The sequence below is a fragment of the Paenibacillus pabuli genome (assembly GCF_039831995.1).
In the GTDB taxonomy this organism is placed as follows: domain Bacteria; phylum Bacillota; class Bacilli; order Paenibacillales; family Paenibacillaceae; genus Paenibacillus; species Paenibacillus pabuli_C.
Map to the genome: position 1 here is coordinate 837,623 of NZ_JBDOIO010000005.1, position 20,666 is coordinate 858,288.

Genomic DNA, 20,666 nt, shown 5'->3' on the forward strand with positions numbered 1-20,666 from the left:
CAGGTGGTGACATCATGTTGCGAAGAGTGGTTCATGATGCAGAACCGGTCAATGGGATATGGACCTGTTTTGTAGAAAATTTGGTATAGTCGCGTCAAAGACATCATGCATTAACTTTAGACGGCGAGGCTATGAAGGAGGACGGAGAAGTGGGCACATTCCAACCAGAAGAGACCCATGAGTCACGATCATCCAGTAAGTCTTACGCGTTGCGGTGGAAGCATGAGAACTTGCGTCAAATGGCACTGATCGCTATTTTCTCAATCGCGCTTACAATCATGATCTTGTTAGTCGTTTACGGTCAAGCCGGGAAACAAATTTCGCTGGTTATCGATGGCAAAGCTCAAGCGGTAGAGACTCGTACAGGAATGCTTCAAGAAATGCTGGAGGAGCAATCAATCACAGTCAGCCCTCATGATGAGGTATCCATGCCTTTGAACGGGGCAATCGCAGATGGAGACCGCATTGTTATTGAGCGGGCCGTTCCAGTCAATATTACGGCAGACGGAAACACCAAGACTCTGTATACAACCGATTCATCGGTAGAAGATGCAATTCAGAAATCTGGAATTGAGGTTGCCAGTGAGGATAAGGTTTATCCAGCGCTCGCAACACCAATCAAGGCAGATATGAAAATTCGCGTAGTGCGTGTAACAAAGCGTACAGTGGAAGTGGAACAGCCGATTGCGTACAAAGTAGTCAAAACGGCTGATCCTAGCTTGTACAAAGGTGACAATCGTGTCATCGTAAACGGTAAAGAAGGTACACTTGTACAACATATCGAAAAGGTGTTTCAGGATGGAGAGCTAGTCTCCAAAAAAATGGTGGGCAAATCGGTATCGACCAATCGTGTCGATAAAGTAATTGCTGTTGGAACCAAAGCGAAACCTGTTGTGAAGGAGCCGGTGATTCAGACGGTATCGGCCCAAACATCCACAGCAAAGAAAGAAACGACAACGAACTCGAAGAAAACCGCTGCATCAGGCAGCAAAGTCATTACCGTCTCAGGCACTTCTTTTAAATATTCCAAAGTACTTAAAAATGTATCGATGACCGCTTACTCTTCTGAGGAACCTGGCATTGGCACAAAAACAGCTTCCGGTACCCGGGTAACTGAAGGACGGACCATTGCGGTTGATCCCAAAGTGATTCCGATCGGCTGGTGGGTGTACATTGAGGGCCTCGGCTTCCGTCGTGCGGAAGATACTGGCGGCGCCATTAAAGGCAACAAAATCGATGTGTATTATGACAGTGTGAAGCATGCCCTGAACTTCGGACGTAAGAAAGGCAAGACGGTATATGTCATCGGTCCGGTTAAGCCGGAAGCGAACTAAAATCGTTTTACTTTGAAATGGGAATGCTATAAAATATAAGCATGAATGAATCATGCGGAATATGCGGCGGTGGAGTCTGAACAGGCTCACCGCCGTTTGGCAGAGAAGAGGATATTCCTCTTCTTTTTGCGTTAGAAAGGAAGAAATGGAACATGATAAAAGAAGTCATTGTCGTAGAAGGACGCGACGATACCGTCGCCATCCGGCGGGCTGTTGAGGCTGACACAATAGAAACGGGTGGATCTGCCATCAACCAGCGAATTCTGAAGCGAATTGCACTTGCGCAGGAGAGACGGGGTGTGATTGTTCTTACGGACCCGGATCATGCGGGTGAGCGGATTCGCAAAATTATTGCAAACAAGGTCCCAGGCTGCAAGCATGCTTTTATTCCCGAAGCAGATGCAACGCGCAAAGGGGATATCGGGGTTGAGAATGCCTCACCTGAGGCAATTCGTCATGCGCTGGCGCGTGTGCATACCTCGTATGAGGGTGTACCGAGCCTGATTGATTGGGAGGACTTGATTGCAGCAGGACTGATTGTGCACCCGCAGGCAGCCGCAAGGCGTATGGAGATGGGGAATCTGCTGGGCATAGGTTATTGTAACGGAAAGCAGTTCCACAAGCGGCTGGGCGTATTCCAGATCAGCCGGGAAGAGTTCTCTGCAGCATTATCGCAAATTGAACGTGAAGGATTGTGAGCGTATGAAAGGCATGGATGAGACTTTAGAAATTGCAACACCTAAGCGAACGAAAGAAATTATTCAAAGGCACGGATTCTCATTTAAAAAAAGTTTGGGTCAGAACTTTCTGATTGATCAGAATATATTGAATAAAATTGTAAATGCTGCCGATCTGGACGAGTCCAAGGGTGCACTCGAAATCGGTCCGGGGATCGGGGCACTTACGGAGAGACTGGCCCGGGTAGCCGGCCCTGTAACAGCTGTGGAAATCGATCAACGTCTACTGCCTATCCTTGGTGAAGTCATGGAACCATATCCTAACGTTCGGGTACAGCATGGTGATGTGCTGAAGCTGGACTTGGCGGGGCTTTTCCGTACAGACTTTGCTAGTGTAAATAAGGTGAGTGTTGTAGCCAATCTGCCGTATTATGTAACGACTCCTATTATGATGAAACTGCTGGAAGAAAAACTGCCGGTAGACAGCATTGTCGTCATGATCCAGAAGGAAGTAGCAGAACGAATGGCAGCTGCACCGGGCTCGAAGGACTACGGAAGTCTGAGCATTGCAGTCCAATACTACAGTGTGCCTGAATTGGTCTGCATTGTGCCGCCAACCGTATTCATTCCGCAACCGAATGTAGAATCAGCCGTCATCAAGCTCAAGGTTCGTGAACAGCCCCCTGTCGAAGTACCGAGTGAAGCGCATTTTTTCGAAGTGGTACAAGCCTCATTCGCCCAACGGAGAAAAACCATCTCGAACAATCTGAAAGCCCGCTTCTTCACGAAGGAAAATCGGGAGCAGGCCGACCAGTTGCTGGAGCAGGCTGGCATTCAGCCGTCCAGACGGGGTGAGACACTTAGTTTGCAGGAATATGCGACCCTAAGCACTGTAATGTGGGACGCAGGAGTTCGTGCCGGTCTGTAAATTCGGATGAACCAAACCGGGTCCTTGCCCATACGATGGGGTAGAGGTGATTATGTTGATGAATATCGGAGACTTGGTCGTTCGTAAGTCATACGGTGGAGACGTGACTTTTCGGGTGGAAGGCCTCCAGTTGGATAGCGCGGTCATTAAAGGGACCGAATTCCGGCTGCTTGCCGACTCCCCCGTGGACGATTTGATACAGGTTCCTTATGAACCGCAGAGTGCCAAGACCAGGCAGGCACATGTAAAAGCGCATCAGACACTCTCCAGGCTGCAGCAGAACCGGATTGAACAGGCAGAACGTAACCGTGAAGGCCTAGCACAGGACTGGTCTGCACAGCGGGAGCCGGCTTACTTTGAAATGCCAGGCAAGGTACTTCATTTGGATGGAGATCCAAATTACCTGAAAAAAAGCATGAGTCTCTATGAGCAGCTTCGTGTTCCAGCAGAGGGTCAATATGTCCATGAGTCAGCCATGGCCGATGCCCTGTATCGTCTTCTTCCCAAAGTGCAGCCTGACATTGTAGTCATTACGGGCCATGATGGAGTGCTGAAGACCCGTCAGCCTTACGACTTATACAGTCTCGGGAGTTACAAAAATTCACAAAATTTTGTAGCAGCGATCCAGGTTGCAAGACAATATGAACGTCATCTGGATGCGCTTACGATAGTTGCAGGAGCATGTCAGTCCCATTTTGAGGCACTACTGCGGGCAGGTGCGAACTTTGCCAGTTCACCAGGCCGAATTCTGATTCATGCTCTTGATCCGGTATATGTGGCAGCCAAGGCAGCCTTTACTTCCGTTAGGGAAACGGTGAATATGAATGATATTTTGCATAACACCATAAGTGGCAGCCAGGGTGTCGGTGGTGTCGAAACACGCGGCAGCTATCGCGTTGGTCTGCCTGGTTTGAATGATTTATCTACGCTAAAAGTGAACCCGTCAGCTGTCTAATGCAGGTCATTTAAAGTCCCGAATTGGGGCTTTTTTCATTTGCAAAAAAATTCATTGACAGCAACTTTTCCATGCTGATATAATATTTAGTTTTGATTTGACATTGACTGTAAATTCAGGTATAATGGACAAGAAAAGAGGTGGTCGTCGACAATGGCTAAAAATACGCTGTTGGATATCAAACGCAATCTCGACGCTCATATAGGTCAAAAAATTATGTTGCGGGCTAATGGTGGCCGCCGTAAGACCATCGAGCGCACGGGTGTATTGGAAGAAACGTACCCTTCTGTTTTTATCGTCAAGCTTGATGAGGAGCAAGAAACCTTCAAGCGAGTATCTTACAGTTATGCAGATATACTTACGGAGTCGGTGGAAGTCATGGTATTTGACCCAGGCAGCCAGACGCCTAACTCCTACATGGAGACGTAAGCATCGTTTTACAGGCAGTTCGCCCCTCGCGGCGGATTGCTTTTTTATTTGTTTAGAAATACCGTCCAGGCAGGCATGTGCAGGAATGAGGTTTAACCAGAAACGGCATACTACTTGAACAGGCCACTACTGATATGCTGAACCAGTTTATCGGAAAAGGTGGTTCTGACGCTGTCAGGAAGAAATCCTGGTTGAATGGACTTATCAGAACTGCTACTTCAAGGAGGATGGTTTCATGAGCCGCAGAAGAAGAAGTGTGATGTCAGATGAGCTCAAGAATGAGCTGGCAAAAGACCTGGGTTTTTATGATACCGTGCAGCAGGAAGGCTGGGGTGGCATCAAAGCCAAGGATGCGGGCAATATGGTGAAGCGTGCCATTCAGCTTGCTGAAGAGGCAGCACGCAAATCGTAATTCGTTTTAGACGGTTTGGAGAGCGGGGCCTTCCACAAGGTTGACCTCGCTTTTTCCCCATGAATTCGGAATAGAAATGACTTGACAGCCCCATTTTGATATAATATGTTAAGTTGTCTTAGGGAAAAGGTGAGGACGGGTGAAAGCCTTGAAAATTTACGAAAAAGCGCCTGCTAAAATTAATTTGATGCTGGACGTTTTACATAAAAGAAGCGACGGCTTCCATGAGGTCGAGATGATCATGACCATGGTCGATTTGGCAGATCGGCTGGAAATGTCAGAGCTGCCTCGCGATACGATATTTATCTCCAGTCAGGCCGGGTATATTCCGCTTGATGAGAAGAATTTGGCATTTCAGGCTGCCAGATTAATCAAAGAGCGTTACGATGTTCGTACTGGAGTGCACATTCATCTCGACAAGAAGATTCCGGTGGCTGCCGGTCTGGCAGGTGGCAGCAGTGATGCTGCAGCTACACTGCGTGGCTTGAACCGCCTCTGGCGTCTAAATATCCCGGACCATGAGCTTCAGGAACTCGGAGCAGAACTGGGTTCGGATGTGCCTTTTTGCATCACTGGGGGTACAGCACTCGCTACAGGACGTGGAGAGAAGCTGACCCCAATGCCTAACCCACCGCAATGTTGGGTTATCTTGGCCAAGCCTCCAATCAATGTCTCAACAGCGGATGTGTACGGAAGATTCCGAAGTGACAAGATTGTGCGGCATCCAAGTGCGGCCAAAATGGAGCAGGCCATTCGTAACCATTCCTTTGCCGAAGTGTGCGGACAGATGGGTAATGTGCTTGAGGATGTTACGCTTAAGCTGTATCCGGAAGTTCAGCATCTGAAGGATGCCATGATGAAGCTGGGTGCAGATGGGGTGCTCATGTCGGGTAGTGGCCCAACGGTATTCGGGCTGGTCTCCAAGGAAGCAAAGGTTGCACGTATCTATAATGGACTGCGCGGCTTCTGCAAAGAAGTGTATGCAGTACGCATGCTGACTTAGATTTCGCTTTTATAATGTACAAACACGTATAAAGGTGGTATATTTTTAAATAATTATTCGGATTTGGATGTTTTCCGTGATCGTGAGGATGGATCTCTGTGAAGAAATTAAAACGAAGCGCTAGGCTGGTTGAAATGACGCAGTATTTATTGTCAAGACCGCATACGGTGATTCCGCTAACCACTTTTGCCGAACGTTATGGTGCCGCGAAGTCGTCAATCAGTGAAGATTTGGCGATTATCAAGGAAGTGTTCGAAGAAGGTGGGTCGGGAGAACTGCAGACACTGGCAGGGGCTGCCGGGGGAGTCAAATGGATTCCGAAGGTGTCCAGAGAACATGCTCTGGCTTTTGCCGAACGACTAAGCAACCAGCTGGAGCAGCCTGACCGTATTTTGCCTGGTGGGTACCTCTATATGTCTGATTTGCTTGGACAGCCTGCATTGATGAATGAAGCAGGCAAAATATTTGCGACTGCTTTTGGCAATATGGATATCGATGTAGTCATGACGGTAGAAACGAAGGGCATCCCTCTGGCATATGCGACTGGAGCCCAGCTTAACCTGCCTGTAGTGCTCGTGCGCAGGGACCATCAGGCTACGGAAGGATCGGCCGTAAGTATCAATTATGTGTCGGGGTCCCATAAAAGTCTCCATACCATGTCCCTATCCCGCAGGGCGATGCGTGAGCATTCGAGGGTACTGATTGTGGATGATTTCATGAAGGCCGGAGGAACGGTACAGGGCATGATTGATTTGCTCGCCGAGTTTAATGCAACGGTAGCAGGTGTAGGGGTACTGGTAGAATCTGGTTCAGTTGATTCGGAAGAGCGTTTGCTGACCGATTACGTATCCCTGGCGCAGCTGACTGCTGTGGATGCGAAAAGCAGACACATTTCGGTGAAGCCTGGTAACTATTTTGACCTGTAGAAAGATGACGAATGACATGTCGGGAAAGGTTCTATTCCATCGACCCGGCACTAACGTTGTCGAATTGTGTATTAAATAAAAAAATTCCTGAAATTAGGACATTTTTGTGGTTATAAAAAGAAGGAGTTCGTATAGGCTGTGTGGAATTATACACCAAGTTCTGATGGAAAAAGGTGGTGAACACACACATGCAAATTACGGATGTCAGACTCCGCCGTGTTAACTCGGAAGGGAGAATGAAGGCTATCGCATCCATTACCATCGATAACGAATTCGTCGTTCATGACATTCGCGTCATTGATGGGAACAACGGAATGTTTGTTGCTATGCCGAGCAAGCGGACTCCTGACGGAGAATTCCGTGATATCGCCCACCCGATCTCTTCCGGTACTCGTGAGAAGATTCAGGCTGCTGTTTTGACTGAGTATGACCGCGCTGCAACTGAGGAAGAAGTCATTGAAGAAGGTGCCTGAGAACATTATTGGGGTTCGAAGGAAAAGAGAGCCATGTCTTATGGCTCTCTTTTCTTTTTGACCGGAATAAGATATATTCAGTATTGAGTTTATTCAAACAGGAACATTGGCAGCTTCATTGCTGGAAAATGTTGAAGAAAACAATAGCGCAGCGTGCGCTTGGTGACAGGGCGGCATCTTAAGAGTCATTGGGATTCGGTAAAGGCTCGCAGGTACACGGCGTATACATATAGGTCACGAATGCTCGTGTCCGCGTTGTTACGTGTGATAACAGAGACAGCAGGCGATGAACAAGACCGGCTTCAGGCCGGCTGAAGGATACTTGTCAGGGATGATCCATTAAGGTGGGTCTCCCGGATGGGGTTTTCAGAACAGGAGGTCGTTAAATTTGAAACGAATGGCAATTGTACTTGCGGCAGGGCAAGGCAAACGAATGAAATCTAAATTGTACAAAGTACTGCATCCCGTATGCGGTAAACCTATGGTAGGTCATGTGCTGGATGCAGCTCTACGCGCAGGCGTTGAGCGTAGTGTAGTCGTGGTTGGCCATGGTGCCGAAGCGGTGCAGTCATTTTTGGGTTCCAAAGCAGAGTACGCACTTCAGGCTGAACAATTGGGGACCGGTCACGCAGTGAAGCAGGTTAAGTCCTTGCTTGGAAGCGAAGAAGGCTCTACCATCGTTGTCTGTGGAGACACACCACTAGTGACCAGTGAAACTCTGGAAGGTCTGATGAAGCTTCATGAGAGTCGCGGAGCTGCTGCAACCGTGCTAACGGCTCAATTGGACAATCCAAAAGGCTACGGCCGCGTCATTCGCGGAGAAGACGGTTCTGTACAACGCATTGTGGAGCAGAAGGACTGCACCGAGCAGGAAGACGCTGTAAATGAAATTAACACAGGGACATACTGCTTCGACAATGCCAAATTGTTTGCTGCACTGGAGAAAGTGACAAATCAGAACGCCCAAGGAGAGTATTACCTGACTGATGTTGTTGGGATTTTCCGTAACGATGGTGAAGTGGTTGAAGCTTACATGTCAGATGATATCGCGGAATCCATTGGGGTTAACGATCGACTTGCCCTTTCCCAAGCAGAAGCATATATGCGTGAACGTTTGGCTGTAAAACATATGTTGAACGGTGTTACGATCATTGATCCCTCATCGACATATATCGGAGCGGATGTTACGATTGGATCAGACACGGTATTGTACCCGGGAACCATTCTGAAAGGGACAACTTCCATTGGCGAAGCCTGCCATATTGGTCCTCAGGCCGATATTGAAGACAGTGTTATTCAGAACGGGGTAACGATTAAACATTCCGTGTTGTCCCAAGCTGAAGTTGGCGAAGAGACAACGGTAGGACCATTTGCTTACCTGCGTCCTGGTACCAAGCTGGGCCGAAAAGTAAAAATTGGTGACTTTGTCGAAGTGAAAAATGCTACAATTGATGAAGGATCCAAAGTATCACATCTCAGTTATATTGGGGATGCTAAAGTAGGTAAGAACGTAAATGTTGGTTGCGGGGCAATAACGGTTAATTACGATGGATATAATAAAGCTGTAACGACAATTGAAGATGATGCGTTCGTAGGCAGCAATGTCAATCTGATTGCACCCATCACGGTAGGAAAAGGCGCTTATGTGGTTGCCGGCTCAACCGTCACACATTCCGTTCCGGAGAATGATCTGGCTATTGCTCGTCCTCGCCAGGAGAACAAACCTGGTTACGCGGAGAAAATTCGCGGACGTGCCAAAGCCAAGAAACAAAATGCCAAACCCGAATAAGGGGTATTGATATTCTGATTGCCTCCCGAACTTCGGGAGGTGCCGACATGTCGCAGACGCTTATAGATTCCAATGAACCAGCACGGAGGGTTTTTATTTTATGACTTATTTTGATTCGAAATTAAAAATATTTACTTGCAATTCTAACCCCAAGCTTGCCCATCAAATTGCTGATTATATCGGAATTCCTATGGGCGAATCTCACACAACCAGCTTCAGCGATGGTGAGATTCAAGTGAAACTCTCCGAGAGCGTTCGGGGCTGTCACGTATATATTGTACAGTCCACTTGCTTGCCGGTTAATGACAACCTGATGGAGATGCTCGTCATGATTGATGCACTGAAACGGGCATCAGCCAAGACAATTAACGTTGTAATTCCGTATTACGGTTATGCAAGACAAGACCGCAAGGCACGTTCGCGTGACCCAATTACGGCAAAACTGGTAGCGAATCTGATCGAAAAAGCAGGGGCAACCCGCGTTATCGCGATGGACTTGCATGCGATGCAAATCCAGGGCTTTTTTGATATTCCAGTGGATCACCTGCTTGGTGTGCCTATTCTGGCTCAATATTTCCGGTCTAAACAGATCGAAAATCCGGTTGTTGTATCGCCTGACCACGGCGGTGTAGTTCGTGCACGGAAATTGGCTGATTTCCTGAATGCACCTCTGGCGATCATTGACAAACGTCGTCCGGAGCCGAATGTAAGTGAAGTGATGAACATTATCGGTAACATTGAAGGCAAAACGGCAATCCTGATCGATGATATCATCGATACAGCGGGAACCATTGTACTGGGTGCAAATGCACTGATGGAAGGCGGCGTGAAGGAAGTATACGCATGCTGTACTCACCCGGTATTGTCCGGACCAGCGATGGAACGTTTGGAGAATGCCCCGCTGAAGGAAGTTATCGTGACGGATACGATTCCAATCACGCATGCCAATCCGACAAGCAAACTTAAAGTGTTGTCTGTAGCACCTTTGCTCGGGGAAGCCATTATCCGGGTTCATGAGGAATTGTCAATCAGCAAGCTGTTTGAAATTGAATAAGGATGTCTGCACAAAGTAGTAGAGGGGTTACGTTTTCCGGTTGAGCGGAAAATGTAACCCCTGTCGGCGTGCCATTATAACGATCATGGAGAAGCCGGATGCATGTTAATATCCCGGCCGTGAAATGAAGCGGAAACGCCGCCGATGAAAAAGAGTGTCGGCAATTTCGACAAATTGATTATCGAAACGTGTAATTAATCCGATCTCAATATGGGTGTCGCGGTCATATACCTGTACGGGTACATGGTATTCGAGATGATAGATAAAATCACTATGTTGAGTCAGTTGTCCGTTATCTTCGCGCAAAACCCGCTCACCTTCCTGGGTTAATGAGATAATAATCGTGAAAATTACAGTAAATAGGAAGTTCACTTTCTTGATATTATATGAAATATAACATTCGAAGTCTATGCCTCACCTCATGGTGATCCGAAGGAGGGAATAGGATGAAGTGGATTGTAGGCCTGGGAAACCCGGGCTCAAACTATGCCAAAACACGACATAATATTGGTTTCATGGCACTGGACCAATTGGCCAGTCGACATGGGATTTCCATTACTCAGAGCAAATGTAAAGCGTTAATTGGAGAAGGAGATATTAGCGGTGTAAAAACCGTGTTGATCAAACCAATGACATTCATGAATCTGTCCGGCGAATCGGTACGAGCATATATGGACTTTTACAAAGTTAGTCTGGAAGATCTGATTGTTGTTTATGATGACATGGACACGGAAATTGGCAAAGTCAGACTGCGCTATCAAGGAAGTGCTGGCGGCCATAATGGAATCAAATCCATTATTCAGCATACGGGTACACAGCAATTTAACCGTGTACGTATGGGCATTTCCCGCCCGGAACCTGGACATGCCATTGTGGACTATGTACTGTCGACGTTTATGAAGAAAGAGAAGGAAGCACTCGATCATACCATTGAGCAAACCTGTGATGCTCTGGAGCATAGCCTGAATCATACGTTTGAGCAGACAATGGCTAAGTTTAACGGGTAGTACCTTTAGAAGACATCCTGGGAAAAATGATCAAAACCGGGTTCAATTCAGTCATAATGGGCATACTGGACGTATAAACCATGTTCAGGAGGCATAAACATGTCAGTGAATTATGTATGCAGGCATTGCCGTACCTTTATTGGACGAATCGATTCTGCCCAAATATCAGAAGCGCAGTTGGGTTTTCATTTCTTGACCCCCGACGAGCGGAGGGATATAATAGCGTATAATTCCGGTGGCGATATTACCGTCCGGATTACATGCGATTATTGCAAGGAAGCGCTTGAACTCAATCCTGAGCTCAGCCTGCTTGCGAGCCCGCTTCAATAATAAGCCTGGTTCGCAGCGAAGTTGGATAACCGATGATGGAGGTTGCGGAATACCGCTCCACCTTTATAGCCTTGGCAGCCTGCTGAGGCTTCTTTTCAATTTGGAATGAAAATGATCATCATGGAATTTAGGGTAATCGGATCAACCTAATGTGGCAATGAAGCGAGTAATCCGATATGATGAAACAGGACAAAAAGGAATTTGTATCCAATTTAAAACAATTTAGAATGCTAATGCTGCGCTTAGACGTGAACTAATCAAGTAAGTTATAAGAGAGGTGCCCCTTTTGTTACAAGCACTTATACAGGCTTTTTCCAAAGATCCTGATTTTGGATCCATTACTGCCGGTATTACGTCCGGTATGAAAGAGCAGCTGGTTTCAGGATTGTCCGGATCAGCGCGCCAGATCATGCTGGCAGCTCTGCACCAAGAGATGAACCGACCACTGCTCGTCGTTACACACAATATGTTTTCCGCACAAAAAATCGCAGAAGATTTACAGGAAGCGCTTTCACCAGATCAGGTGCTGCTCTATCCTGCGAATGAACTTGTTGCCGCTGAAGCCGCTGTTTCCAGTCCGGAAACACTGGGTCAGCGTATTGATGTGTTAGTTCGCTGCGCCCAAGGTTTTAGGGGCGTTGTTGTTATTCCATTTTCCGGCGTGCGGCGTTATGTCCCTCTTCCGGAAGTGATGGCGAATGCTCAGATTACCATCAAACAAGGGAATACACTCGATCTGGATTCGTTCCTTCTGGAGATGGTGAAGCTTGGTTATGAGCGCGTGGAACGGGTTGAATCCCGCGGCGAGATGAGCGTGCGTGGAGGAATTATCGACTTTTATCCAGTTACCTCGTCCATTGCCTATCGGGTGGAATTGTTTGACGATGAAATCGACTCCATACGAACTTTCGACCCAGCGGATCAGCGCTCCATTGAACGAATCGATGAAGTTACGGTATTGCCGTGCAAGGAATTGATTGCTGACCGCGAACGTATGGAGAAGGCTGCGGATGAAGCTGTCGTTATGCTGGAAAAACAGCTGGAGAAAATGACTGACCGACAAGCCAAGCTGCGTCTCCGTGAAGAAATTCACCGGGAGATTGAGCTGCTGCGGGAACATGTGTATTTCTCTGAAATGTATAAATATATATCACCTCTCTATCCAGAGCATAAGACTATCTACGATTACATGCCAGAGGACACCCTTCTTGTTCTGGACGAACCTGCACGACTGGCTGAAACGTCCAAGCAGCTCGACCGGGATGAATCGGAGTGGAACCTGCATTTGATGCAAAACGGAAAGACGCTGCCTGATCTTCATTTGTCAGCAGATGGGGATGAGCTGTTATATGAACGTCCATTCCAGACGCTGTTTATGTCGATCTTCTTGCGTCAGGTTCCACATACACAGCCTCAAAACATTCTGAATTTTATCAGTCGGGGCATGCAGGATTTCCACGGACAGATGAATGTACTTAAGGCCGAGATGGAGCGCTGGCAGAAAGCCGGAGTTCATGTGCTTATGCTGGCGAGCGGTGAAGAAAGACTCGATCGTATGCGGCGCGTCCTCATGGACTACGATATACCGGAACCGGAAATGCTCATCGGTAACCTGCAGACCGGATTCGAACTGCCGTCCATTCATTTAGCCGTCGTAACCGAAGGTGAGATGTTCTCCCAAAAGCAGCGCAAGGCGCGCAAACCAAGCCGTAATGTGGACAATGCAGAACGGATTAAATCGTATAGTGAGCTGAAAGTGGGCGATTATGTTGTCCATCAGAACCACGGGATTGGTAAATATCTAGGCATCGGTACACTTGAGGTCGGCGGCATTCATAAGGACTATATGCATATTCTCTATGCGGGTGGGGATAAACTGTCGGTACCGATCGAACAGATCGATCTGATCCAGAAATATGTCGGGTCAGAAGAGAAAGAGCCTAAGATCTACAAGCTGGGCGGCAACGAGTGGACACGGGTTAAAAATAAAGTCCGTTCATCTGTACAGGATATCGCTGATGATCTGATCAAGCTATATGCTGAACGTCAGACCTCCAAAGGTTTCGGCTTCGAGAAGGACTCTGCCGAGCAGCAGGAATTTGAGGCCATGTTCCCTTATGATGAGACCCGTGATCAGGTCCGTGCAATTGAAGAAATTAAGAAGGACATGGAACAAAACCGTCCCATGGACCGTCTGCTATGTGGAGACGTCGGTTACGGAAAAACTGAGGTTGCCATTCGTGCTGCATTCAAAGCGGCAATCGAAGGCAAACAGGTTGCAGTACTCGTTCCGACCACGATCTTGGCACAGCAGCATTATGAGACATTCCGTGAACGTTTCTCGGGGTATCCATTCAATATTCATGTACTTAGTCGCTTCCGTTCCCGCAAGGAACAGAATGAGACGGCTAAAGGCATTAAAAGTGGTACGGTTGACATTGTTATCGGTACACACCGGTTATTGTCGCAGGATCTGGTATTCAAGGATCTTGGACTGCTTATCGTTGATGAAGAGCAGCGCTTCGGTGTAACCCATAAGGAGAAACTGAAGAAGCTGAAAACAAATGTGGACGTGCTTACACTGACGGCTACACCAATTCCGCGTACCCTCCATATGTCCATGCTGGGAGTCCGTGATCTGTCGGTTATTGAAACTCCGCCAGAGAACCGTTTCCCGGTGCAGACCTATGTCGTGGAGCATAGTCAGGCGCTTGTTCGGGAAGCCATAGAGCGGGAACTGGCTCGAGGGGGTCAAGTTTACTATTTGTATAACCGTGTTCAAGGGATTCAGGAGATGGCTGCCGAGATTGCTGATTTGGTTCCTGGAGCCAAAGTGGGCGTGGGCCATGGTCAGATGTCGGAGACAGAGCTGGAGAAAACCATCCTGGACTTCCTGGATGGCGAATATGACGTGCTCGTAAGCACAAGCATCATTGAGACGGGGGTAGATATCCCGAATGTAAATACCCTGATTGTTCATGATGCGGACAAAATGGGCCTTTCCCAGCTGTACCAGCTGCGTGGTCGCGTAGGACGGTCCAATCGAATTGCCTATGCGTACTTTACGTACCAACGGGATAAAGTGCTGACCGAGGTTGCAGAGAAACGTCTGCAGTCTATTAAGGAGTTTACCGAGCTGGGGTCGGGATTCAAAATTGCGATGCGAGATCTATCGATCCGCGGAGCGGGGAACCTGCTGGGTGCAGAGCAGCACGGCTTCATTGCCTCAGTCGGATTCGACCTGTATTCTCAGATGCTGGCCGAGGAAATTAACAAACGCAAAGTCACGATGCTCGGGGAAGAGCCGGTACCTTCCGATCAATGGAACACCACGCTCGATCTCAGCATGGATGCCTACTTGCCGGGCGATTATATCTATGACAGTATACAGAAGATTGAAATTTACAAAAAAGTGGCGGTTATTGCCTCTTTCGACGATGCAATGGAACTGGAAGACGAATTGGTTGACCGATTCGGTGACCTTCCGGAAGCAGTCATTAATCTTATGGCTGTAGCCAGATTAAAAGTATATGGCAAAATGTATGGAATTGAGTCCATTACGCAGCGTGGTGACGACCTTACCGTGAAGTTCTACGAAGGCCGTGAGCATGCGTTTGAGCTCTCGAAAATTGCGCACATTGGAAATCAGTTCGAAAGACGTGTACAATTTGAACAAGGACCCCATATGCTTATTCATGTCAAAGGCAAAGGGCTTGGGGACAAGCAACTGATGGAGCTGGTAGAGAAATTTCTGGAGTCCATGAAGAGTGCTTTTAAATCAAAGGGGGAACCAAAGGATGTTACCAAAGTATAAAAAAGCAGGGAAAGTACTCTCCGTGAGTATGGTTGCTGTACTGTCCTTATCACTGCTTGCTGCATGCGGCAAGAAGGAAGAAGCAGCTACACCAGAAACCAATGATACAAGTGCTGTTGTAGCGACATATGATGGCGGTACAATTACAGCCAATGAATTCGACATGGAGCAGCGGGTCATGAAATTCCTCTATCCGGAATATGCGCAAATGATGGAGATGGACGATTTCAAGGACTACCTGGTGCGCCAGGAGGTTGCTTATGAATATTTGAGTGGCAAGGCGAGTAAAGAAGCCAAAACAGAAGGTACCAAAGTGGCAACCGAACAGTTCGACAAAATGAAGGCTTCTGTTCAAGCCGATCAATGGACTGAAATGTTGAAAGCTCAGAACCTGACAGATCAAAACATCAAGGATTACATGACTCGCATCATGACCGTAATCAAGGACAAAGAGACTGGCGTTACGGAAGATGCAATTAAAAAAGAATTTGAAACAAACAAGGATCAGTTCACAACGGCTTCGGTTCGTCACGTCCTGATTAACTTCACGGACCCGGATACGCAAAAAGAGCGTAAAAAAGAAGATGCATTGAAAATTGCAAAAGAAGTTAAAACCAAACTGGATGCCGGCGAGGACTTTGCAAAAGTTGCAAAAGAATACTCCGAAGATCCAGGCTCTGCAGAAAAAGGCGGATTGTACGAAAATACCCCTGTATCCAACTGGGTAGAAGCGTTCAAAGAAGCTGCCAAAACATTGCCACTCAACAAAATCAGTGATCCGGTTGAAACGGAATACGGATATCACGTGATGAAAGTGGAATCCCGTACAGAAGCAGACTACAGCAAATTGACAGATGAGCAAAAAGAAACACTCAAAAGCCAATTGGCAGCTGCAGAGATCGATACGTTCATGACGAATGAACTGGATAAGATCGTGAAGGAAGTAAACCTGCCTAAGACAGACAAGGCTGAAGAAGGTACTACGGAAGGCACTGAAGGCACTGAAGGCACAACGGGTACTGGAACTGGAACCGAAGGTGATAAATCTACAGAAACCAAAACCGACGAATCCACAGGTACTGACGCCAAGACAGACCAAGGTACTAAAACAGAGTCAGATGCAACAACAGGGGATAGTGCGGATACAAGCAGCAAGTAAGAAACAGGCTACAGTACACTTACTTTCTGGACAAGCATAGAGAAGCAAGGGGAGGACTTATGGCCTGTCCCTTGCTTCTTTTTGTACAGACAGCAGTGTAATGGGTACATGGTCACCTTCTGCGGAGTGAACACAACTATATTCTTTAAATCATGTATAAGGAAATGGGAACAGATGAATACTATGGTCAAGATATCACACTAAACGTTCTGGGACTTTCCTCTACCCATTAAGGAACAGTAGTTGAAAAATCTTCTCGAGAAAGTGGGGCAACATGTGAAATGAAAGCTACTGGTATTGTCCGCCGTATTGATGACCTCGGCCGTGTGGTCATTCCAAAAGAAATCCGTCGTACGTTACGAATTCGTGAAGGAGATCCGCTTGAAATTTTTGTGGATCGTGATGGAGAAGTCATTCTAAAAAAATATTCGCCTATCGGCGAACTGGGCGATTTTGCCAAAGAATATGCTGAATCACTGTATGAGAGTACGGGTCATGTAACCATGATCTCTGACCGCGATACCATTATTACGGTCGCGGGTGGCTCCAAGAAGGAATATCTGGACAAGCAGGTAGGTCAGCTGGTAGAGAGCTGCATGGAAAACCGGAAGACCATTGTTGAGACAGGTAGTGGCTCTTATGAGATCAGCAAGGATCATGATGAAACATTATCCTCTTTCGTCATTGCACCCATCATTTCGGGTGGAGACCCTATTGGAACCGTCATTCTGTACAACAAGGATGAATCAGTGAAAATGTCCCAGATGGAACTTAAAATGGCTGAGACGGCTGCTGGCTTCCTTGGCAAACAGATGGAACAATAAACAGCAGATCAACTCCTGTGCCTTTCCGGCAGACAGGAGTTTTTTTGCATTTTAGAGGGCATAATGCCGAGGCTGAATTAAAAGCGGGTAGAGGGAACTTCAACAGAAGGTTAGTCTGTGCGGCTTCAGGCAGGTATAATAGCAAAGTATGCTTACTGGATATAAACGCTTGGACAAACTGTAGGAGGGACTTATGAAACAGCCGTCTACTGGCTCAAGATTGCTGCAGGGTGCATTTGTGCTTGGGCTTGCCGCCATTATTTCTAAAATCATCGGTGCTTTTCAAAAGATTCCTTTACAGAATCTAGGTGGAGACGGTGTTTTTGGCATTTATAACACGGTATATCCGTTCTATATGCTTATTATTACGATAGCTGCCGCTGGGCTGCCTGTTGCCGTATCCAAATTTGTTGCCGAACAACATGCACTGGGAAGGCCCGAGGAGGGTAAACGGATTATTCGTCTGTCTTCGGTACTGCTTGGAAGCATCGGATTCATTCTGGCCTTATCGATGTACATCGGCGCACCGCTCATAGGTCATCTGATCGGTAATGGACATGTCATTCCTTCTATCCGGGCTGCTTCGCTCGCACTGCTATTTGTCCCGCTGATGACTGGACTCCGTGGATACTTTCAGGGTTTACAGCAGATGGTGCCGACCGCTGTGTCACAGGTTGTAGAGCAGACGATTCGTGTGACAGTAATGATTGTGCTGCTGCTATGGCTGATAAAGCAGGATGCATCGCTGGAGACCATTGCTGCCGGAGCCATGCTTGGTTCCGTTGCCGGTGGATTCGTAGGGTTACTAACCATGCTGGCCTATGTGTATGGTCGGCGGCGGAAGGGCAGAAAGACGGGTTTGGCTGAAGGAGAGATGGATGGGTTACAGAGATCAGAAGCTAGCCAGGAACAACCAAAGCAATGGACAGGAGAAGGGCTTCAAGCTGAGAAGATCCCCACCAACGCTCAATGGATTCGGACCTTACTAGGATATGCCATTCCAGTCTGCTTGGGCTCGCTCGCTGTACCTCTGATGAATCTGGTGGATACCTTCACGGTGCCCCGGCTTCTAAGAGGTGAAGGCCTAGATGAAGCGGAGTCCATGGTGTCGTTCGGAATTTACAATCGAGGCTTGCCGCTTGTACAGCTGGTGACGATGCTTGCTACGTCGCTATCCGTGCTGTTCATTCCGGCGATGGCTGAAGCCCGTCTCAAGGGCGGGCCGGACGCCGTCAGGGAGCAGGCAAGCATTGCGCTGCGCTGGTTCTGGTTAATCGGTCTGGCCGCATCCGCCGGTCTGGCGGTGCTAGCAGAACCGATCAACCGCATGCTGTACGGTGATGCCGCAGGCACCGAAGCACTGCGGTACATGGCGCTGACTGCAGCAGGCAGTACCGTCAGCATCATTGCGGCGGCGCTGCTGCAGGGCCTCGGCGCCGTGCGCGCACCCGCGTTCAGCATGCTCGCCGCCGCAGGCGTCAAGGCGCTGCTGAACGTCATGCTTGTGCCGACGCTGGGCATCAGCGGCGCGGCCCTGGCAGGCGCAGTCGCCTATATGCTGGCGGCTGGCCTGAATGTGGCGCTGCTGGCGCGGCGTGCCGCGCTGCGCCCTGCCCCTGGCGCCGTCCTGGCGAAGCCGGCGCTGGTGATCGCCGCCATGAGCGTGGCGGCGGCAGGCATGGCCTGGGCCGCCGGAGCGGTGCTCGGCGGCATGGGCATCGCGGCCGATCGCAGGCTGGCCGCGGTAGGCATAAGCCTGCTTGGCATTGCCGCAGGTGCAGCCGTGTTCTTGCTGGCGTCAGCCCGTACCGGACTGCTGACCGCCACAGATCTGGCCGCGATCCCGAAGCTGGGACCACGCCTGGCCAAATTGCTTCGCAGACTGCATGTCCTGCGTTAGCTTTTCTCACCCTTTGCGTGTGAAATTATTGGATATCCCCGGATTCTGTTATAATACGTGTAATTATAGAGCGCTGTTCTGCGCATGCTCCTCATTTTAAAGTAAGAACGGGAGGCATGCGGCAGAATGGTTCGGATGGAGGTTGGAAGATGAGCGCAGCTTTGACCGTCGTTGGTCTCGGATCAGGAGATGCAGATCAGCTGACAGTAGGTATCATCAAGAAAATGAAACAAGCGGCTACGCTGTATGTCCGCACATTGGATCATCCCGTGTTGAATGATCTGAAGCAGGAAGGGCTGGAGATGACATCATTCGATGCGATCTACGAGGCGAAAGCGTCGTTCCCGGAGGTCTATGATGAGATCGCCAATCGCCTCATTGAGGCAGCCCGTCAGGGAGAGCTAGGGACCGAGATTGTCTACGCTGTACCAGGCCATCCGATGGTGGCAGAGGCAAGTGTACGTCTCTTGAAAGAACGCTGCCCGCAAATGGGAATCTCACTTCGTGTCATGGGGGGAGAGAGTTTTCTGGATGAAGCGTTTATCCGTCTCGGGTTTGATCCCATTGAGGGCTTTCAACTTCTCGATGCCAGCAGTCTGAGCACGGAACTGGTGCAGCCTCAGCTGCACACCTTGATCGGACAGGTCTATGACGTGTTTACGGCGTCTGATGTGAAGCTGTGCCTGATGGATGTATATCCGGATGACTATCCGGTATTTGTTGGACATGCACTCGGTGTACAGGATCAGGAGGTCATTCACAAGGTACCACTTCACGATCTGGACCGAATTGAAGGATACGGGAACCTGTCCCTAATATATGTGCCGAAGAACACCGATGATGCACTGCGACGTCGCTCTTTTGCACGATTGCATGAGATCGTTAATATTCTTCGCAGCCCGGGCGGATGCCCGTGGGATCAGGAGCAGACCCACCAGTCGATCCGCAAGAACCTGATTGAAGAGACCTATGAGGTCATTGAAACCATCGATGAAGATGATCCCGATCACATGAAAGAGGAGCTTGGGGACTTATTGCTGCAGATTCTCCTGCATTCCCAGATGGAAGAGGAAGTGGGCACATTTAATGTGTATGATGTCATTGAGGGGCTCAATGACAAGCTCATTTTCCGTCATCCTCATGTATTTGGCGAGCATCAGGCCGAGAATGCGAATGAAGCACTGCAGAACTGGGAACAGATGAAGGCAGAGGAGAAGAAGCGCAAAGGGCTTGATCAACAGACCATTTCGGTACTGGATGGTATTCCACGCGATTTGCCTGCCTTGATGAAAGGATACAAGCTCCAGAAGAAAGCAGCCAAGGTTGGTTTTGACTGGGATGATGTGAATGGCGTATTTGCTAAAATTGAAGAAGAACTGGCTGAGCTGAAAGAAGCGGTGCAGAACAACCAGTCGGCTGAAGAGCGGAAGCTGGAATTGGGCGATTTGCTGTTTGCTACGGCCAATGTGGCTCGTTTTATTGATGCGGACCCGGAGGAGGCACTTGCCGCCACCAACCGCAAGTTCACTCAGCGTTTCCGGTACATCGAGGAACGGCTTCGTGAACTTGGGCGGACACCTGCAGATAGCCATGTTGAAGAGATGGAGCAATTCTGGCAAGCAGCGAAGAAGGCTGGACTATAGCAGGGTTAT

General features: G+C 48.5%; 19 protein-coding genes. 18 read left to right on the forward strand and 1 reads right to left on the reverse strand.

From position 1 onward, the window contains the following. The first annotated feature begins 149 nt into the window (after window positions 1–149). The 11 genes from ABGV42_RS30475 (at window position 150) to ABGV42_RS30525 (ending at window position 9,980) form a co-directional block, all read left to right on the forward strand. Window positions 150–1,334 carry a ubiquitin-like domain-containing protein gene (locus ABGV42_RS30475; RefSeq protein WP_347385048.1) on the forward strand — a complete coding sequence of 395 codons (1,185 nt, stop codon included), beginning with the start codon at window positions 150–152 and terminating at the stop codon, window positions 1,332–1,334. A 152-nt stretch (window positions 1,335–1,486) separates the two neighbouring features. Beyond that, window positions 1,487–2,032, forward strand: coding sequence for a ribonuclease M5 (rnmV, locus tag ABGV42_RS30480; protein WP_347385049.1), 546 nt, complete (start codon window positions 1,487–1,489; stop codon window positions 2,030–2,032). Window positions 2,033–2,036: 4 nt separating this feature from the next. Then, window positions 2,037–2,939: a 16S rRNA (adenine(1518)-N(6)/adenine(1519)-N(6))-dimethyltransferase RsmA gene (gene rsmA, locus ABGV42_RS30485; RefSeq protein ID WP_431523708.1), complete on the forward strand. Its 903-nt coding sequence runs from the start codon at window positions 2,037–2,039 to the stop codon at window positions 2,937–2,939. Between the two features lie 58 nt (window positions 2,940–2,997). Continuing rightward, entirely contained in the window at window positions 2,998–3,894 is an 897-nt protein-coding gene (gene yabG, locus ABGV42_RS30490) for a sporulation peptidase YabG (protein ID WP_347385050.1), read from the forward strand. Window positions 3,895–4,047: 153 nt separating this feature from the next. Beyond that, window positions 4,048–4,323, forward strand: coding sequence for a biofilm formation stimulator Veg (veg, locus tag ABGV42_RS30495; protein ID WP_175394627.1), 276 nt, complete (start codon window positions 4,048–4,050; stop codon window positions 4,321–4,323). Between the two features lie 235 nt (window positions 4,324–4,558). Next, complete coding sequence (locus tag ABGV42_RS30500) at window positions 4,559–4,735, forward strand: small, acid-soluble spore protein, alpha/beta type (protein ID WP_053778930.1); 177 nt, start codon at window positions 4,559–4,561, stop codon at window positions 4,733–4,735. A gap of 148 nt (window positions 4,736–4,883) precedes the next feature. Beyond that, window positions 4,884–5,738: a 4-(cytidine 5'-diphospho)-2-C-methyl-D-erythritol kinase gene (gene ispE, locus ABGV42_RS30505; protein ID WP_347385254.1), complete on the forward strand. Its 855-nt coding sequence runs from the start codon at window positions 4,884–4,886 to the stop codon at window positions 5,736–5,738. Between the two features lie 98 nt (window positions 5,739–5,836). After that, entirely contained in the window at window positions 5,837–6,664 is an 828-nt protein-coding gene (purR, locus tag ABGV42_RS30510) for a pur operon repressor (protein ID WP_095293352.1), read from the forward strand. A gap of 188 nt (window positions 6,665–6,852) precedes the next feature. Further along, complete coding sequence (gene spoVG, locus ABGV42_RS30515; RefSeq protein WP_017691372.1) at window positions 6,853–7,137, forward strand: septation regulator SpoVG; 285 nt, start codon at window positions 6,853–6,855, stop codon at window positions 7,135–7,137. Window positions 7,138–7,534: 397 nt separating this feature from the next. Further along, a complete protein-coding gene (gene glmU, locus ABGV42_RS30520; protein WP_431523716.1) occupies window positions 7,535–8,926 on the forward strand; it encodes a bifunctional UDP-N-acetylglucosamine diphosphorylase/glucosamine-1-phosphate N-acetyltransferase GlmU in 1,392 nt (463 codons plus the stop codon). A gap of 100 nt (window positions 8,927–9,026) precedes the next feature. After that, entirely contained in the window at window positions 9,027–9,980 is a 954-nt protein-coding gene (locus ABGV42_RS30525) for a ribose-phosphate diphosphokinase (protein ID WP_017691370.1), read from the forward strand. Between the two features lie 105 nt (window positions 9,981–10,085). Here ABGV42_RS30525 and ABGV42_RS30530 read toward each other — a convergent pair whose 3' ends face one another. Then, entirely contained in the window at window positions 10,086–10,286 is a 201-nt protein-coding gene (locus ABGV42_RS30530; RefSeq protein ID WP_024633712.1) for a hypothetical protein, read from the reverse strand. Window positions 10,287–10,426: 140 nt separating this feature from the next. On the opposite strand from ABGV42_RS30530, the gene pth reads away from it, so the two are divergent. The 7 genes from pth (at window position 10,427) to mazG (ending at window position 20,657) form a co-directional block, all read left to right on the forward strand. Continuing rightward, window positions 10,427–10,987, forward strand: coding sequence for an aminoacyl-tRNA hydrolase (pth, locus tag ABGV42_RS30535; RefSeq protein WP_347385052.1), 561 nt, complete (start codon window positions 10,427–10,429; stop codon window positions 10,985–10,987). A gap of 99 nt (window positions 10,988–11,086) precedes the next feature. Continuing rightward, complete coding sequence (locus ABGV42_RS30540; RefSeq protein ID WP_347385053.1) at window positions 11,087–11,317, forward strand: anti-sigma-F factor Fin family protein; 231 nt, start codon at window positions 11,087–11,089, stop codon at window positions 11,315–11,317. A 286-nt stretch (window positions 11,318–11,603) separates the two neighbouring features. Then, the gene (gene mfd, locus ABGV42_RS30545) at window positions 11,604–15,131 is read left to right on the forward strand and encodes a transcription-repair coupling factor (RefSeq protein WP_347385054.1); all 3,528 of its coding nucleotides are present in this window, start codon (window positions 11,604–11,606) and stop codon (window positions 15,129–15,131) included. After that, complete coding sequence (locus tag ABGV42_RS30550; protein WP_347385055.1) at window positions 15,115–16,290, forward strand: peptidylprolyl isomerase; 1,176 nt, start codon at window positions 15,115–15,117, stop codon at window positions 16,288–16,290. Before mfd ends, ABGV42_RS30550 begins: the two co-directional genes overlap by 17 nt. Before the next feature lie 281 nt (window positions 16,291–16,571). Next, window positions 16,572–17,114, forward strand: coding sequence for a stage V sporulation protein T (spoVT, locus tag ABGV42_RS30555; RefSeq protein WP_347385056.1), 543 nt, complete (start codon window positions 16,572–16,574; stop codon window positions 17,112–17,114). Between the two features lie 193 nt (window positions 17,115–17,307). Then, window positions 17,308–19,014, forward strand: a complete 1,707-nt coding sequence (locus ABGV42_RS30560; protein WP_347385057.1) for a putative polysaccharide biosynthesis protein — start codon at window positions 17,308–17,310, stop codon at window positions 19,012–19,014. Window positions 19,015–19,163: 149 nt separating this feature from the next. Further along, window positions 19,164–20,657: a nucleoside triphosphate pyrophosphohydrolase gene (mazG, locus tag ABGV42_RS30565; RefSeq protein WP_347385058.1), complete on the forward strand. Its 1,494-nt coding sequence runs from the start codon at window positions 19,164–19,166 to the stop codon at window positions 20,655–20,657. Window positions 20,658–20,666 lie beyond the last annotated feature (9 nt).

Coding starts and splice junctions, on each gene's coding strand:
- mazG (WP_347385058.1), top strand. CDS start 19,164: ATGAGCGCAGCTTTGACCGTCGTTGGTCTCGGATCAGGAGATGCAGAT.
- ABGV42_RS30525 (WP_017691370.1), top strand. CDS start 9,027: ATGACTTATTTTGATTCGAAATTAAAAATATTTACTTGCAATTCTAAC.
- spoVG (WP_017691372.1), top strand. CDS start 6,853: ATGCAAATTACGGATGTCAGACTCCGCCGTGTTAACTCGGAAGGGAGA.
- pth (WP_347385052.1), top strand. CDS start 10,427: ATGAAGTGGATTGTAGGCCTGGGAAACCCGGGCTCAAACTATGCCAAA.
- rnmV (WP_347385049.1), top strand. CDS start 1,487: ATGATAAAAGAAGTCATTGTCGTAGAAGGACGCGACGATACCGTCGCC.
- glmU (WP_431523716.1), top strand. CDS start 7,535: ATGGCAATTGTACTTGCGGCAGGGCAAGGCAAACGAATGAAATCTAAA.
- ABGV42_RS30540 (WP_347385053.1), top strand. CDS start 11,087: ATGTCAGTGAATTATGTATGCAGGCATTGCCGTACCTTTATTGGACGA.
- ABGV42_RS30560 (WP_347385057.1), top strand. CDS start 17,308: ATGAAACAGCCGTCTACTGGCTCAAGATTGCTGCAGGGTGCATTTGTG.
- ABGV42_RS30550 (WP_347385055.1), top strand. CDS start 15,115: ATGTTACCAAAGTATAAAAAAGCAGGGAAAGTACTCTCCGTGAGTATG.
- yabG (WP_347385050.1), top strand. CDS start 2,998: ATGAATATCGGAGACTTGGTCGTTCGTAAGTCATACGGTGGAGACGTG.
- ABGV42_RS30500 (WP_053778930.1), top strand. CDS start 4,559: ATGAGCCGCAGAAGAAGAAGTGTGATGTCAGATGAGCTCAAGAATGAG.
- rsmA (WP_431523708.1), top strand. CDS start 2,037: ATGAAAGGCATGGATGAGACTTTAGAAATTGCAACACCTAAGCGAACG.
- spoVT (WP_347385056.1), top strand. CDS start 16,572: ATGAAAGCTACTGGTATTGTCCGCCGTATTGATGACCTCGGCCGTGTG.
- veg (WP_175394627.1), top strand. CDS start 4,048: ATGGCTAAAAATACGCTGTTGGATATCAAACGCAATCTCGACGCTCAT.